Origin of the sequence: Streptomyces lasalocidi (assembly GCF_005280215.1) — a bacterium.
Classification (GTDB): domain Bacteria; phylum Actinomycetota; class Actinomycetes; order Streptomycetales; family Streptomycetaceae; genus Streptomyces; species Streptomyces longwoodensis.
The window spans coordinates 1,684,189-1,698,486 of the sequence record NZ_SZNQ01000001.1 but is presented as its reverse complement, the minus strand read 5'-3'; the positions used below and the strand labels follow the sequence as shown (position 1 = coordinate 1,698,486).

The following is a 14,298-nucleotide window of genomic DNA, read 5'->3' as shown; positions in this document are numbered from 1 at the left end:
CCGGGGTCCGGCCGGCCTGAGCCGCTGGCCGGACCCCGGAGTCGTGTCCGCCGCTCAGCGGCGGCCGCCCACCGCCCGCCGCCGCACCGACGCGAACAGCGCCGCCGCACCGAGGGCCAGGGCGCCCGCGCCGCCGATCGCGAAGTACGTCGTGCTGCTGTCGCCACCGGTCTCGGCGAGGCTGCGCGACGCACCGGCCGGCTGGGGCGCGTTGGCGTCGGCCGGGACCGCGGGGGCCGCCGTCGCCGTGTCCGCGCCCGCCGCCCCGCTGTCGTCCCGGGTGCCGCTGCCGGCGGCGCCCGCACCGCTGTCCGTGCCGCTGCCGGAACCGCCGTTCGTCCCGCCGTCCGTGCCACTGCCCGAGCCGCTGCCCTCGCCCGGCGTCGGGTCCGCCGTCGTGGTCGCGTCGTCGTCGCCGTGGCCGTGGTGCTCGATCGTCGACTTGTCGGCACCGGCGTCGATCTGCTCCTGCGAGGGCGCCTCGGCGGACCCGCCCGCCGCCGCGCCGCCGTACGTCACGTCGGAGCACGAGTAGAACGCCTCCGGGCTGTCCGAGCGCTGCCACACCGCGTACAGCAGCTGGCGCCCGGAGCGCTGGGGGAGCGTGCCGGAGAACGTGTAGAAGCCGCCCGCCGCGACCGGGTCGGTGGCCGTCGCCACCGGGTGCTCCAGGTCCAGGGCGGACCAGGCGAGCGGCTTCGTCGCGTCGTACCCCGGCTTGGTGAGGTAGACCTTGAAGGTGCCCTTGTGCGGGGCGGTCACGCGGTACTTGAAGGTGTATGCGCCGGCGCGCACGCCGGTCGCCGGCCAGTCGGCGCGGGCCAGGTCCAGGCCCCTGAACTCCTCGCTGTTCGCGCTGCACAGCTTCCCGTCCGGGATCAGCTGCTGGTGCCGGCCGTTCGCGTCGCCGATGCGGATGCCGTTCCAGTCGTACAGCGCCTGGGTGCCGCCCGCCGCGACCGCCGCCCGGCACGCGGCCGACTTCGGGCTCTCCGGGCCCTCCGCGTAGCACTGGGCGACCCGGCTGACCGGGTCGCCCATCGAGCCGTGCGCCGAGGCGGGGGAGGCGCACAGCGCGGTCAGGGCGAGCGGGGCGACACCCGTGAGGGCGATCGCGGCGGCGGTCGTACGGCGGCGGGCGGACATGCGGAACTCCTCGGAACGGTCCTGCAAACCGGGCTGGATCCCGTGGGGGTGATCAGCAAACTAGCCCCGGGCGGCCCGGGAATCGCCTGCTCGGACCCGGTGGAGGGGATCCTTATGGTGCCGTTAAGGGAGTGTTGGGACTGCGCTGAGGTAGGTACCGTGCGCGGCATGACGAACGACGACATCCGGCCCGCCGTCGCCGCCGACGTCCCCGCCGTGCGGGCCGTGACCGACGCCGCCTACCAGCCCTACGTGGCACGCATCGGGGTGCGGCCCGTGCCCATGGAGGCGGACCACGCGGCGGACGTGGCCGCGGGCAAGGTGTTCGTCACCGGACGGCCCGTGGTCGGCCTGGTGGTCGTCGAGGCCCGTGCGGACCACCTCTTCCTCGACAGCATCGCCGTCCACCCCGACGCGCACGGCCGGGGCGTGGGACGGCGGCTGCTGCAGTGGGTGGAGGCACACGCGCGTGCGCTGGGGCTGCCCGAGATCAGGCTCTACACCAACGCGATGATGTGGGAGAACCAGAAGATCTACCCGCGGTTCGGCTACGAGGTGGTCGAGCGCCGCACCGAGGGGCCCTACGACCGCCTGCACTACCGCAAGCCGCTGGTCTGAGCGCCCACCGGGCGCTCACCCGTCGGGCCACCAGGTGCGCGCGACGTCCTTGCGCACCTCAGGGCGGCCGGCGGGGCGCTCGTCGGCCTCGTCGCGCAGGCGGCGGGAGTCGGTCTTCTTCAGGGGCTTCTGCACGAGGTCGCGGCGCATGGCTGCCTCCTTCGAGGGACTACCGGGTTCCGAGTTCTCACGGAGGTAGACCCGTTCCGGGAGAGTTCCTCATCGCCCCGTGCGCTGTCAGTGGCGCCCGTCACGATCGCGTTGTCAGTGGCGGGTGTCACTCTGGTGGCATGACGGACGAGGGTGACACCACGACGACGGAGCGTGTCGACTGGGACGCGGCGGCCGCCGCCTTCGACGACGAACCCGACCACGGCCTGCGCGACCCCGCGGTGCGCGCGGCCTGGGCAGACCGGCTGCGCGCCTGGCTCCCCGAGCGCCCCGCCGACGTCCTGGACCTCGGCTGCGGCACGGGCAGCCTGTCGCTCCTCGCGGTCGAACAAGGGCACCGCGTCACCGGGGTCGACCGCTCCGCCCGCATGGTCGACCTCGCCCGTGCCAAGCTCGCCGGGCGTGACGCCGTGTTCCTGCGCGGTGACGCGGCGGCGCCCGCGGTCGGCGAGCGGTGCTTCGACGTCGTCCTCGTCCGGCACGTGCTGTGGACGCTGCCCGACCCGGCCCGCGTCCTGCGCCACTGGCGGGCACTGCTGCGCCCCGGGGGCCGGTTCGTGCTGGTGGAGGGCGTGTGGGGGACCGTCGACCCGGTCGGCGTCCCCGCGGACCGCCTCACCGCCCTGCTGGCCCCGCTCGTGGCGCACGCGCGCGTGGAGCGGCTGTCGGACGACGCACGGCTGTGGGGGAGAGCCGTGACCGACGAGCGGTACGCGGTGGTGGGGGCGGTGTGAGCGAGCGGCCCGGCCGGCGCGGGTGCCGGTGCCGGGTGGCCCGCGCCGGTTCGCGGGCCGTCAGCGCAGGAGCGCCTCGAAGCCGCCCTCCAGGGCGCGGGCCTCCAGCTCGGCCAGGGCCGCCCGCGCGGCGGACGCGGCCGCCGGGTCGCGGTCGGCGAGGCCGCTCTCCTCGAACTCGTCCTCGTCCAGCCGCCGTACGTCGCTGCCGTCGGCCGACCGCCACAGGTCCAGGTCCAGGTCCTCCACGATCAGTTCCGTGCCGGTCAGCACGGCCGGGCGCGTGATGTCGCAGTACCAGCCCTTGAGGGTGCCCGACCCGTCCCTGACCTCCTTCACGGAGTACCAGCGGTCGCGCCAGTAGTACTCGGTGAACACGTCCCCGGCCTCGAAGCGCACGAAGCCGAAGTCCCGCACCCCATTACCGGCCCAGGGGGCGCGGACCGCGAGGCGCGTGCCGTCGTCGTGCAGCAGCTCCGCCGCGTAACGGATCTTCGTCCGCCCGGCCTTGACCAGGACGACGTCCAGCGTGCGGGCGGTCTCAGGGGAGTTCGCGGACATGCCGTACCTCCGTCGCGCAGATCTCGTAGCCGAACCACCGGTTGATCGCGAGCATCGGCGCGTTCTCCGCGTCGTTGCCCGTGTACGCCCGCGTGTACCCGGCCGCTCGGGCGCGGTGCAGGGAGTGGCTCTTCGCCAGCTTGGCCAGGCCCCGGCCGCGGTAGGCGCGGGCGGTGCCCGTCATCGCCGTCTGGTAGTGCGCGCGTCCGTCGGTGTGGGCCACGCTGAAGGCGACCGCGCGGCCGTCGGCCACGGCCACCGAGGTCAGCTCCGGGTCCAGCATCGGGTGCCGGAAGTACTCCTCGATCCACGCCCCGTAGTCGCCCAACTCGGCGTCGACGTCGCCCGGTTCGTCCTGCACGCACTCGGCGTCCAGCTGGAAAAGCGGGCGCGGGTCGTCGGCGAAGTCGGCCGCGGTGCGCAGCTCCACGCCGGCCGGCGGGTCCGGCAGGGGCGGCAGCGGGGTGCGGGCCAGGTCCAGGCGCAGGAAGCGGGCGGGACGGCTCGCCCGGTAGCCGTGCCGCTGCGCGAACGCCCGGTGCCCCGGCTCGTCCAGGACCCAGGAGTACACCTTGCGCACGCCGTGCTCGGCCAGGTGCGCCTCGCCCGCGCGTGCCAGCAGCGTGCCCGCGCCGCGGTGCCGCCGCTCCGGGTGCACGCACACGTTGACGGAGCCGACGCCCGGCTCGGGGCTGTCATGGGCGACGCCCACCTGCGCGGTGCCGATGATCTCGCCGTCCTCCTCGGCGACCAGCCGGCGCATCCGGGCGTCCGGGTGGGCGTGGGCGAGGTCGTGGAGCACGGACTCGGGCGTGGCGAGCAGGTACGGCAGGACCAGCCGCCGCACGTGGGCGAATCCCTCCGCGTCGCTGCGCACGCCGGGGCGCAGGTCCCGCACGATGACGTTCATGGGAGCGCACGCTACGTCCGCCCGCGTCCGGTCGCCTCCGAATTTCCGGCCCGGTGCGGGACAATCGCTGCGTGACCTTGAAGATCGACATCGATGAGGGTGCCGCCCCGCCGTACGAGCAGGTGCGCGCGCAGATCTCCGGGCAGGCGCGGTCCGGGGCGCTGCCGGTGGGCTACCGGCTGCCGACGGTGCGCGGGCTGGCCGAGTCGCTGGGGCTGGCGGTGAACACCGTCGCGAAGGCGTACCGGGCGCTGGAGGCGGACGGGGTGATCGAGACGCGGGGCCGCAACGGCACCTACGTCGCCGCCGCCGGCCAGGCCGCGGAGCGTGAACTGGCCGCGGCCGCCCAGGCGTACGCCGACCGGGCCCGCCGCCTGGGCCTGGACGGGGAGGCGGCCCTCGCGGCCGTCCGCGACGCCCTGCGGGCCGCCTACGGCGAGTGAGGACCGGTCCCCGGTGACCTGCCGGGCACTCAGCCGGCCGGGCTGAACTCGGCCCGCGTCGGGTTCAGTCCCGCCCTCCGCGCCGCCCGCGCGAAGGTGTGGGCGTTGCGGATCGCCGCTCCGCCGGGGTCGTTGTTGAAGTAGGCGTAGACGTCGGCCGCGGAGGACCACGTCGTGGCGATGCGGTCGAGCCAGGTCTCCAGGGACCGGCGCCCGTAGTGCGGCCAGGGCCGGGCCAGCCCCTCGTGGAAGCGGACGTAGCCCCAGTCGGCGGTGCGCCACAGCGGGGTCGCCGGGCGGGCGCGGGCGTCCGCCCAGCACAGGGCCGCGCCCCGGGCCTCGAGGACCGAGCGGACGGCCGGGGTCCACCAGGACGCGTGCCGGGGTTCCACGGCCACCCGGGTGCCCGCCGGGAAGCGGGACAGGCACCGGTCCAGCAGGGCGGGGTCCGCCTGGAGCGTGGGCGGGAGCTGGAGCAGGACCGGGCCGAGGCGGGGGCCGAGCCCCGCCGCGTGGGTCATCAGGCGCTCCACCGGCTCCTCGGGGTCCTTCAGCCGCTTGATGTGGGTCAGGTAGCGGCTCGCCTTGACCGCGACCACGAAGTCCGGCGGGACCCGCCCGGCCCAGGACGCGAAGGTCTCCCGGGAGGGCAGCCGGTAGAACGCGTTGTTGATCTCGACCGTGGCGAAGTGCGTCGCGTACTCCTCCAGCCAGAGCCGCGTGGGCACCTCCGGCGGGTACAGCACGCCCTTCCAGTCCTTGTACTGCCAACCGGAGGTGCCGACGAACAGGGGCATGGCCCCATGAAAGCACCTACAGGTACAGGCCCGCGTCCGCGCCGCCCCGCGGTTCGGGCAGGGACGTCGGGGACGTGCCCCGGCGCAGCGCGTACAGCTCGGCCAGCGTCGCGCCCTCGCGGCCGACGCCCTCCTCCGTGCCGAGCCAGCGCACGGCCTCCGCGTGGGTGAGCCGGCCGACCTCGATGCGCGCCAGGCAGCGGCCGGGCCGGACCACGGCCGGGTGGAGGCGTTCCAAATCCTCGTTGGTGGTGACGCCGACCAGGACGTTGCGCCCCTGGCCGAGCAGGCCGTCGGTGAGGTTCAGCAGCCGGGACAGGGCCTGGCCCGCGGTGTGCTTGGCCTCGCCGCGGATCAGCTCGTCGCAGTCCTCCAACAGCAGCAGCCGCCAGCGGCCCTTGCCGGTGGAGTCGTCCTCGCCGATGGCGATGTCCATCAGGTAGCCGACGTCGCTGAACAGCCGCTCCGGGTCCAGCACACAGTCCACCTGGCACCACTCCCGCCAGGAGCGGGCCAGGGTGCGCAGCGCGGAGGTCTTGCCGGTGCCCGGCGGGCCGTGCAGCAGGAGCAGCCGCCCGGCGATGTCCTCGGGGGTGGTCGCCATCAGCCGGTCCATCGCGTCGGCCACGGGCGCGGTGTAGTTCTCCCGCACCTCGTCCCAGGTGCCGGCGGAGATCTGGCGGGTCGTGCGGTGCGGGCCCCGGCGCGGGGAGACGTACCAGAAGCCCATCGTCACGTTCTCGGGCTGCGGTTCGGGCTCGTCCGTCGCGCCGTCGGTGGCCTGGTCCAGCACCTTCGCGGCCAGTTCGGCGCTGGTCGCGGTCACCGTGACGTCGGCGCCGCGGCTCCAGCGGGAGATCAGCAGCGTCCAGCCGTCGCCCTCGGCGAGGGTGGCGCTGCGGTCGTCGTCGCGGGCGACGCGCAGCACCCGGGCGTCGGGCGGCAGCAGGGTCGCGCCGGAGCGCACCCGGTCGATGTTCACCGCGTGCGAGAACGGCTGCTCCCCCGTCGCGAAGCGGCCGAGGAACAGCGCGTCGACGACATCGGACGGTGAGTCGGAGTCGTCGACGTTGAGCCGGATCGGCAGAGCGTCGTGTGGGTGCGCAGACATGCCGCCCATGATCGGGCACGCGGGCCCCGTGTGCACCCGGTTTCCACGGTCCGTACGGTGTGTCGGCTTCGTCCAGACATGCCGACTGTGTCAGTTGACGTGTGGTCATCTGATGATCGGTCGACATGATTTTTGGCATGGACACTTCCTGTCAACACGCGTAGCTGCTACCAAAGTTGTGGCAGAGATCCTGCTAAAGGGAGGTTCCATGAGACGTTCCCGGATCGCGGCATTCGTCAGCTCCGTCCTCCTCGCCGCCGGCGTCACCCTCACCGGCGCCCTCACGGCACAGGCATCCCAACTCGCCGCCACCGGTGGCTACGTGGCCCTCGGCGACTCCTACTCCTCCGGCGTCGGTGCGGGCAGCTACATCAGCTCCAGCGGCGACTGCAAGCGCAGCACCAAGGCGTACCCCTACCTCTGGAACGCCGCCCACGCCCCCTCCTCGTTCACGTTCGCGGCCTGCTCGGGCGCCCGAACGGATGAAGTTCTGGCGAGTCAGCTCGGCGGGCTCTCCACCTCCACCGGCCTGGTCTCGATCAGCATCGGCGGCAACGACGCGGGCTTCGCCGACGTCATGACCACCTGCGTGACCAGCTCGGACAGCACCTGCATCTCCCGCATCAACACCGCCCGGGCGTACGTCGCGTCGACGCTGCCCGGCAAGCTCGACACCGTCTACTCGGCGATCAGCTCCAAGGCCCCCAACGCCCACGTGGTCGTGCTCGGCTACCCCCGCTTCTACCAGCTCGGCACCACCTGCATCGGACTGTCGGAGACCAAGCGCAAGGCCATCAACGACGCGTCCGACTACCTCGACAGCACGGTCGCCGGCCGCGCCGCCGCCCACGGCTTCGTCTTCGGCGACGTGCGCTCCACCTTCACCGGCCACGAGATCTGCTCCGGCGACTCCTGGCTGCACAGCGTCAACTGGCTCAACATCGGCGAGTCCTACCACCCGACCGCGGCCGGCCAGTCGGGCGGCTACCTCCCCGTCCTCAACGCCAACGACTGATCCGGAGCAGAACCCGCTGCGGAACCCGCAGGAGAACCTGAAGCGGAAGCCGAAGCGGAACCCGAAGCAGGAGAGGAGGCCCCGTCCGACGGGGTCTCCGTCTCACAGGCCACCGAGAACGGCACCTCGTTCGACGTCACCCGCCGGGGCGCGCGCACCTCCACCGCCACCGCGTCACGGTACGTCCCGTCGCGCGCGTCGGTGGTCACGACCACCCGGTCCTGCCGCGACCGGCCGCCGCCCTCCCGGAACCGCAGCGTCTTCCAGCCGCCCGCCAGGACCCGCCCGTCGCCCGTCACCCAGCGGTAGTCCACCGCGGCCGGCAGCCGGCCCACCGTGATCGTCGCCGTGAAGGCGGGCGCCCGCCCGTCCGCGGGCGGACAGCTCCCGGAGTAGTCGGTGTGCGCGCCGGTGACCACCACCGTGACGGACTGCGGAGCGCCGGCGCCGGCGGACGCCCCGCTCGGCGAGGGACTCGGCTCCTCGCCGTCCTCCCGGCCCGTGGCACCGGTCGACCGTGCCTCAGCCGGACCCGTCTGCCCGGTCGGGCCGGTCGTCCCACCCGTCCGTGAGCCGTCGTGGAGCAGCCCGTACGTCAGCCCCGCCACGGCCAGCGCGAGGGCGAGCACCCCCACGATCAGCACCGCCGCCGAACGCCGGTCCCGGTGGGAGTCGTCCTCGCTGTCCACCGGGTCCGTGCCGGCCGGCACCAAGGGGGTCGTGTACGCCGCGGGCCCCCGCTCGCGCACCGGTCCGGTGCGTGCCGTGGGCGGGAGCGGCGCGGCCCACAGGGCGTCGGCCCGTACCGTCCCCGACCGGGTGGGGGCACCGCCCGCCGCGACGACCCGCAGTTCCCGCTCCGCCGCCTCGGCCGTCAGCCGCTCGGCCGGGTCCTTGCGCAGCAGCCCCTCGATCACCGGCATCAGGGGTCCGGCCCGCCGCGGCGCGGGCAACTCCTCGTCGACGACCGCCCGCAGCGTGCTCAGCGGGGTGTCCTGGCGGAACGGGGAGGCGCCCTCGACCGCCGCGTACAGCAGCACGCCGAGCGACCACAGGTCCGACCCGGGGCCCGGCGTACGCCCCAGCGCGCGCTCCGGCGCGAGGAACTCCGGGGAGCCGATGACCTCACCGGTCATCGTCAGCGCGGAACTCCCCTCGACGGTCGCGATGCCGAAGTCGGTGAGGACGACCCGGTCGTCGTTCGACATCAGCACGTTGGCCGGCTTGACGTCCCGGTGCAGCACCCCCGCCGCGTGCGCGGCACGCAGCGCGGCCAGCACCTCGGCGCCGACGTACGCGGCCCGCCGCGGGGACAACGGCCCCTCGGCGTCGAGCACTTCGGCCAGGGAGATCCCGCGCACCAGCTCCATGACGATCCAGGGCCGCCCGTCCTCGGTGGCCACGTCGTACACCGTCACCACGTTGCGGTGCGCCACCCGGGCCGCCGCCCACGCCTCGCGCTCCAGCCGGGCGTACATCCGCTCCACGTCCGGGGCCGGCAGCCCGGTGGGCGCGCGCACCTCCTTGACGGCGACCTCGCGGTGCAGCACCTCGTCGCGGGCCCGCCACACCGTGCCCATGCCGCCCTCGCCGAGCGGGGACACCAGCCGGTACCGGCCGGCGACCAGACGCTCACTGCCCGGTGCTTCGGACACGGCCGCCCCCTCTTCGCGCCCCGCGCCATCCTCCCTAAAGTAGCTCAACCGAGTACGGTTGCCGCCCCCTTGAGCACCAGTCCGGCCCCGAGGGCCACGACCACGAGGGCCGACCACAGCGGCGCCCCACGGCGTACGGCCGTCAGCAGCGGGTGGGCCGTCCGGCGCGGGTGCCGGTCGAGGAACCGGGTCACGCCCCCGCCGAGGCGGACCACCGCGAACCCCGCCGCGGTGAGCGTGAGCGCGAGCCCGGCGCCGTACGCCACGACGAGCAGCAGCCCGAACCAGGCGTGCCCGAGCGCCGCCGCGCCGACCAGCACCACGACCGCGGACGGACTGGGCACCAGCCCCCCGGCGAACCCGAGGAGCAGCGTGCCGCGGAGGGTGGGGGCGGTGGGGTGGGAGTGGGTGACCCCGCCGTGGGTGTGGGGATCGGGGTGCGGGTGTTCACCGGGGTGGTGGGGATGCGGGGACGTGGGGGCGGGGCGGTGGGGGAGTCCGGTGGTGGGGGCGCCCGCCAGAGCGAGGGCGCGGGGTGCGGGAGCGGGCGCCGGGGAGTGCTCCGGCTCGTGGGGGTGTGGATGGCCGTGGGGGTGCGGGTGGTCGTGCGGGTGATCGTGGGTGTGTGAAGGGCCGTGTCCGCCACCCCGGTTGCGCCACGCGCGGCGTACGAGGCCGGCGCCGGCCAGGAGGACCAGCGCGCCGCTGGCCAGTCCGAGCCAGGCGATCACCGAGGGGGCCGCGGCCGAGCCCGCGGTGACGAGGAGACCCAGGGCGACCACCCCGAGGGTGTGGGTCACGGTCACCGACGCGGCCAGCGGAAGGACGTCCCGGAAGCGGGCCCGGCCGCCGCGGGCCGCCGCCGTCGCGGCCATCAGGGTCTTGCCGTGGCCCGGCGCGAGCGCGTGCAGCGCGCCCAGGCCCACCGCGATGACGAGGGCCAGGGCGGCGAACCCCACGGTCAGGTCGTGCCGGGCCACGAGGCCGTCGAGCGCCCGGGTCCAGCGGTCGGCGCCCCGGGGCAGCACGGACGCGGCGGGCGCGTCGCGCTCGTCCTCCACCAGGGCGGGCCCGCCGGGCCGCACCCGCAGCGCGGCGGTCGCGGTGTCGGCGGGGGAGGAGAGCAACTCCTTCGGGTACCGCGTGAGTTCGTGCGACACGGAGGACGCCGGTACGTCACTGGCGGTGAGTGTCGTCCGGTCGCCGCGCGCGGTGATCTCCCGCCAGCCGGGCCCGGTGGCGGCGCCCGCGCTGTGGAAGGCCAGGGCGACGGGGGCGTCCGCGGGCAGCGGCGCGGTGAGCCGGCACTCCACGCGCAGGGTGTTCAGACCGGCCTGCCCAGGGCGTACGACGGCCCGCGCCGCCGTGGCCGTCAGGCGGACGGCGCGGCCGTCCACGGTGAGGCGGCTGCCGGAGGCGGCCGTGGCGCACCGCTGCCCCGCCCAGGCGCTCATCCCGAGCCGCCGGATGTCGGGCCGGGCCTGGGTGGCGGGGATCTCGGCGAGGTCCTCCACGTGGTCGACGCGGAGCCTGCCGGGGGCGGCGACGAGGCCGTCGTAGCGGTTGACGGTGAAGTTGCCGAGGGGGTGCGCGCTCGCGGTGGTGGGCGGGACGAGTGCGAGCGCGCACCCGGTCAGGAGGACGGCCGCGGCCGAGGCGAGGAAGCGGCGGGGGGTCACCGGCCGCCCTCCGTCGTCCGGGGCGCCGTCTGCGCCGGCGGTGCCGTCAGGGCCGAGCGGGCCGTGCGGGCGCCCAGCGGGGAGAAGCCGGGGTTCAGTTCGAGTGCGGAGGTGAGGTGGGCGCGGGCCTCGGCGGTGTGGCCGGTGGCCCGCTCGATCATGCCGAGGTGGTACAGGGAGCCGGCGTTGCGATAGCCGGTGGCCGTCGCCTGCCGGGCGTACCCGAGGGCCTCGGTGTCGCGGCCGTCGACGTGCAGCGCCCAGGCGAGGGCGTCGGCGGTGTGCACGGTGTGGCGGCGGGCCCACTCGGCTCGGGCGGCGCGCAGAGCGGCGGCGCGGTCGCCGTGGTCGGCGGCGGCCAGGGCGGTGTCCAGGTCGACGTCGACGCCGTTGGCGCGGGCGAGGGCGGTCCAGGCGTCGACCAGTGCGTACTGGTCGCGGGCCCGGGCGGCGTCACCGGCGGCGCCCCGGGCCTCGTACAGCTCCCCGAGGGCCACCAGCGGGCCGGGCAGCGGGTACCGGGCGACGACGGCCTCCAGCCCCTTGACGGCTTCCTCCCGCCGGCCGCTCGCCGCCTGGGCGCGGGCGCGGCCCTCCAGCGCCGGCAGGTAGCCGTCGTCGGCGGCGAGGGCGCGGGCGTAGTGGGCGAGGGCGGTCGGGTAGTCGCCCTGGTTCCAGGCGAGTTGGCCGAGCTGGGTGGCGACGTAGGCGATGTCGCCGGGGCCGGTGGCCGCGTCGAGCGCCTGGGTGAGGACGCGGCGGGCGGTGGTGACGTCCCCGCGCAGCTCGTGCACGTAGGCGTAGCGGGTGAAGACCGGGATGCCGGGGCGGCGTGCGTCGGCGGTCCCCGCTGCCTCCGACGCCTCGTCGTAGCGGCCGAGTTCGACTAGGGCGTCGACGCGGGAGCACAGGGCGCGCTCGTTGTAGGGGTTCTGCTCCAGGGCGCGGTCGGCGTCGGCCAGGGCGCCCCGGAAGTCGTGCCGGGCGGCGGCGAGGGCGGCCAGGCCGGCGAGCGCCTGGTCGTTGTCGGCGCGCAGGGCGAGGGAGGTGTCGAACGCCTTGCGGGCCCGCGGGTAGCGGGAGGGGTCGCCCTGGGTGCGGGCCTGCTCGACGTAGGCGAGCCCGAGGGTGGCCCAGCTGCCGAAGTCCCTGGGCTGGGTACGCAGGTGGGCCTGGAGCGAGGTGACCCCGGCGTCCAGGTTCCCGCCGGCGAGCAGTCCCGGCGACACGGCCGCCGACGTGGCCACGGCCCGGCCCCCGCCGTCCCGCAGGGCCCCGACCGCGACGGCCCCGGCGGTCATCGCCACGGCCAGCAGGGCGGCACAGGCACCGAGCTGCACGGCCCGCCAACGCCGCCCCGCAGCCCCGACCCGCCGCACGGCGGCGACCCGCGGATCGACACCGGGGGCGTCGGGCGCCGGGGTCGTGCCCGGACCGGCGTGACTCCCCGGCAGGGACGGCGTCTTGGCGTCGGGGTCTTCCCCGTCCGCCTCGTCCGGCCCGTCCGCCTCGTCCGGCCCGTCCGCCTCGTCCGGCCCCTCCGCCCCCGGCGCCGCGGGCGTCCCCGCGTCGGCGCCGGCGTCCGCCTCCGGCACCGGCAGCGCCTCCACACCGGCGTCCACCCCCGGCACCTCCGCACCAGCATCCGCCCCGGGTCCCGGTTGCGGTGCGGGTGCCGCAGCCGGCTCCGTCTCGGCCGCGGCGTCCGCAGCGGCCGGCGGTGCCGGTCGTCGCCCGGGGTGCGTCTCGCCGTCGTTCATCTCGGGGGCCATGCCCTCTCCGCCCTCTCCTGGGTCTGCCTGCGTGCGTCCGGTGGCGCGGCCCGCGCCGTGGGGGATGGAGATCGCGCGGGCCGCGCCGGCCAAGGGGCCGGGGAGGTGCAGGAGGCTCCCCGGCCCGGTTCGCGGGGGCCGGTCGTGACCGGCCCCGGAATGCGGCCTAGTAGGCGCGCCCCCGCGTGCGGCGCCACCACAGCAGGCCGCCGCCGACGAGGAGGATGCCCGCCGCTCCGGCGCCGGCGGACGCGGCGATCAGCGGGGTGTCCGAGGTGGAGGAGCCGGTGAGCGCGTCGCCGAGCTGGCTGCGGACGGCCGCGTCGGTCTTGGCGGTCGCTCCGCGCGAACCCTCGGTCGGCAGGGCGACGTAGGGGAAGGACTTCTCGAAGTCCTTGTCGTTCTTGTCGACGGCGTCGCCCAGGTCGTTCTTCGAGCCGACCAGTTCGCCCTCGACGACCTGGAGCGAGGCGTCGACCACGTCGTCGGTGAGCCGGCGGCCGTTGGGGAAGCCCGCGTTGTCGCCGTCGAGGACGCCGAGCCGCTTGGGGTGCATCGTCGGCTTGATGGAGGTGTTCAGGCGCAGTTCCTCGGCCGGCGTCCCGTACGGCGGCTGGTTGAGGCCCTTGACGCCCTTGAGGAACACGTCGACGAGGTCGTTGCGCGGCTCGGCCGGGGCCTTGATCTTGTAGATCGCCTCGATGAGCTTGGGCAGCTCCGGGTTGGTGACGTTCTTCAGGAACCGCGCGTCGTCCCGGGGCGCGGACGCGTTGAACTTGTCCTTGTCCTTGAGCGGGTTGACGACCTCGTTGACCAACGGGTTGCCCAGGCGCGAGACCTGCGTGTAGTAGCCCTGGGCGTTCCTGCGCTGGGTGGTGGACCAGATGCCCACGACCGGCTGGTGCGACGACTCGGTGATCAGGTCCGTCGGCACCTGCAGGGCGATCGAGTTGACGTTGTAGCCCTTGAGGGTGTCGTTGCCGACCTCGGAGAGGTCACCGCCGTACAGCAGGTCGAACACCCGCAGGTCCAGGAAGAACGGGTCGTCGGCCTGGCCGGCGAAGGACTGGGCGCCGTTGGGGAGGTGGTACACGGCCTGGTCGCGCAGCTTGCGGTAGTCCGGCATGGACGCCTTGCCCACGTTCGACGGCGCCACCGGCACGTCGTCCGCGAGCTTCGTGCGGTGCACCTCCTTGCGGCCCTTCAGCTTGACCAGTTCGAGGTCGTACGTCTGCGTCACGTTGAGGTCGGGGTCGTCCAGGCTCTCGACCGCCCCCGTGTTGTACAGGAACGTCTTCTTGTTCTTCACCCGCGTCTTGAACGTGTAGCGGAACAGCAGGTCGCCCTGGGCGTCGCCGTCGTTGTCGACGTGGATGTCGTACTGCGCGTCCTCGGCGAACGGGAAGAAGTTCGGACCGCCCGCGGGCTCCTCGAACGGGATCCAGTTCGCGACGATCGTCGTGGTGTCCGGGTGGTCCGGGCTGACGAACGCGTAGAGGTCCGTGTTGTCGTACTGCGGGGTCCCCGAGATCAGCGGGGCCTCCCGGTGGCTGGAGGCGGCCGCCTCCCCGGGGGCCAGCGTGGCCACGCCGGCTGCTGCGAGCGTCCCGGCGGCCAGCGCCCCGCAGATGAGGGTCGCGACGCTGCCGCGTCCCGTGCCGCTCCTGGATATAGGTGTCATGGGTC

Annotated in this window: 14 protein-coding genes; 4 read left to right on the top strand and 10 right to left on the bottom strand. The window is 74.9% G+C overall.

Features of this window, described 5'->3' with window-relative positions:
* Positions 1–54: 54 nt before the first annotated feature.
* The gene (locus E4U91_RS07575; protein WP_137306114.1) at positions 55–1,146 is read right to left on the bottom strand and encodes a lytic polysaccharide monooxygenase auxiliary activity family 9 protein; all 1,092 of its coding nucleotides are present in this window, start codon (positions 1,144–1,146) and stop codon (positions 55–57) included.
* 168 nt (positions 1,147–1,314) lie between these two features.
* Between E4U91_RS07575 and E4U91_RS07570 the strand changes: the two genes are divergently transcribed.
* Positions 1,315–1,764 carry a GNAT family N-acetyltransferase gene (locus tag E4U91_RS07570; RefSeq protein ID WP_137306113.1) on the top strand — a complete coding sequence of 150 codons (450 nt, stop codon included), beginning with the start codon at positions 1,315–1,317 and terminating at the stop codon, positions 1,762–1,764.
* Between the two features lie 15 nt (positions 1,765–1,779).
* On the opposite strand, the gene E4U91_RS39560 is transcribed toward E4U91_RS07570, so the two are convergent.
* On the bottom strand, positions 1,780–1,914 hold the full coding sequence (locus E4U91_RS39560; protein ID WP_137306112.1) for a hypothetical protein: 135 nt from the start codon (positions 1,912–1,914) through the stop codon (positions 1,780–1,782).
* Positions 1,915–2,054: 140 nt separating this feature from the next.
* Between E4U91_RS39560 and E4U91_RS07560 the strand changes: the two genes are divergently transcribed.
* Entirely contained in the window at positions 2,055–2,669 is a 615-nt protein-coding gene (locus E4U91_RS07560; protein WP_137306111.1) for a class I SAM-dependent methyltransferase, read from the top strand.
* Between the two features lie 60 nt (positions 2,670–2,729).
* On the opposite strand, the gene E4U91_RS07555 is transcribed toward E4U91_RS07560, so the two are convergent.
* The gene (locus tag E4U91_RS07555) at positions 2,730–3,230 is read right to left on the bottom strand and encodes a ribonuclease FAU-1 family protein (RefSeq protein WP_137306110.1); all 501 of its coding nucleotides are present in this window, start codon (positions 3,228–3,230) and stop codon (positions 2,730–2,732) included.
* Entirely contained in the window at positions 3,211–4,140 is a 930-nt protein-coding gene (locus E4U91_RS07550) for a GNAT family N-acetyltransferase (protein ID WP_137306109.1), read from the bottom strand. The genes E4U91_RS07555 and E4U91_RS07550 overlap by 20 nt, the downstream gene beginning before the upstream one ends.
* 71 nt (positions 4,141–4,211) lie before the next feature.
* Between E4U91_RS07550 and E4U91_RS07545 the strand changes: the two genes are divergently transcribed.
* Positions 4,212–4,583 (top strand): GntR family transcriptional regulator, encoded by a 372-nt coding sequence (locus E4U91_RS07545; RefSeq protein ID WP_137306108.1) that lies wholly within the window; start codon positions 4,212–4,214, stop codon positions 4,581–4,583.
* Between the two features lie 29 nt (positions 4,584–4,612).
* Here E4U91_RS07545 and E4U91_RS07540 read toward each other — a convergent pair whose 3' ends face one another.
* Positions 4,613–5,380 carry a DUF72 domain-containing protein gene (locus E4U91_RS07540; RefSeq protein WP_137306107.1) on the bottom strand — a complete coding sequence of 256 codons (768 nt, stop codon included), beginning with the start codon at positions 5,378–5,380 and terminating at the stop codon, positions 4,613–4,615.
* A 16-nt stretch (positions 5,381–5,396) separates the two neighbouring features.
* On the bottom strand, positions 5,397–6,491 hold the full coding sequence (locus tag E4U91_RS07535; protein WP_137306106.1) for a DUF5925 domain-containing protein: 1,095 nt from the start codon (positions 6,489–6,491) through the stop codon (positions 5,397–5,399).
* 208 nt (positions 6,492–6,699) lie between these two features.
* Between E4U91_RS07535 and E4U91_RS07530 the strand changes: the two genes are divergently transcribed.
* Positions 6,700–7,506 (top strand): SGNH/GDSL hydrolase family protein, encoded by an 807-nt coding sequence (locus E4U91_RS07530; protein ID WP_137306105.1) that lies wholly within the window; start codon positions 6,700–6,702, stop codon positions 7,504–7,506.
* Here the strand turns inward: E4U91_RS07530 and E4U91_RS07525 are convergent.
* The 4 genes from E4U91_RS07525 to E4U91_RS07510 form a co-directional block, all read right to left on the bottom strand.
* Positions 7,476–9,161: a serine/threonine-protein kinase gene (locus tag E4U91_RS07525; protein ID WP_137306104.1), complete on the bottom strand. Its 1,686-nt coding sequence runs from the start codon at positions 9,159–9,161 to the stop codon at positions 7,476–7,478. The two genes, E4U91_RS07530 and E4U91_RS07525, sit on opposite strands and share 31 nt — an antisense overlap.
* A 44-nt stretch (positions 9,162–9,205) precedes the next feature.
* Entirely contained in the window at positions 9,206–10,840 is a 1,635-nt protein-coding gene (locus E4U91_RS07520; protein ID WP_137306103.1) for a sulfite exporter TauE/SafE family protein, read from the bottom strand.
* Entirely contained in the window at positions 10,837–12,612 is a 1,776-nt protein-coding gene (locus E4U91_RS07515; protein ID WP_137306102.1) for a tetratricopeptide repeat protein, read from the bottom strand. Before E4U91_RS07515 ends, E4U91_RS07520 begins: the two co-directional genes overlap by 4 nt.
* 166 nt (positions 12,613–12,778) lie before the next feature.
* The gene (locus E4U91_RS07510) at positions 12,779–14,293 is read right to left on the bottom strand and encodes a DUF4331 domain-containing protein (protein WP_137306101.1); all 1,515 of its coding nucleotides are present in this window, start codon (positions 14,291–14,293) and stop codon (positions 12,779–12,781) included.
* Positions 14,294–14,298 lie beyond the last annotated feature (5 nt).

Bases quoted from the DNA above. Each gene is read 5' to 3' on its own strand.
- E4U91_RS07530 (WP_137306105.1), top strand. From the start codon at position 6,700: ATGAGACGTTCCCGGATCGCGGCATTCGTCAGCTCCGTCCTCCTCGCC.
- E4U91_RS07570 (WP_137306113.1), top strand. From the start codon at position 1,315: ATGACGAACGACGACATCCGGCCCGCCGTCGCCGCCGACGTCCCCGCC.
- E4U91_RS07510 (WP_137306101.1), bottom strand. From the start codon at position 14,293: ATGACACCTATATCCAGGAGCGGCACGGGACGCGGCAGCGTCGCGACC.
- E4U91_RS07540 (WP_137306107.1), bottom strand. From the start codon at position 5,380: ATGCCCCTGTTCGTCGGCACCTCCGGTTGGCAGTACAAGGACTGGAAG.
- E4U91_RS07515 (WP_137306102.1), bottom strand. From the start codon at position 12,612: ATGGCCCCCGAGATGAACGACGGCGAGACGCACCCCGGGCGACGACCG.
- E4U91_RS07535 (WP_137306106.1), bottom strand. From the start codon at position 6,491: ATGTCTGCGCACCCACACGACGCTCTGCCGATCCGGCTCAACGTCGAC.
- E4U91_RS07575 (WP_137306114.1), bottom strand. From the start codon at position 1,146: ATGTCCGCCCGCCGCCGTACGACCGCCGCCGCGATCGCCCTCACGGGT.
- E4U91_RS07555 (WP_137306110.1), bottom strand. From the start codon at position 3,230: ATGTCCGCGAACTCCCCTGAGACCGCCCGCACGCTGGACGTCGTCCTG.
- E4U91_RS39560 (WP_137306112.1), bottom strand. From the start codon at position 1,914: ATGCGCCGCGACCTCGTGCAGAAGCCCCTGAAGAAGACCGACTCCCGC.
- E4U91_RS07550 (WP_137306109.1), bottom strand. From the start codon at position 4,140: ATGAACGTCATCGTGCGGGACCTGCGCCCCGGCGTGCGCAGCGACGCG.
- E4U91_RS07560 (WP_137306111.1), top strand. From the start codon at position 2,055: ATGACGGACGAGGGTGACACCACGACGACGGAGCGTGTCGACTGGGAC.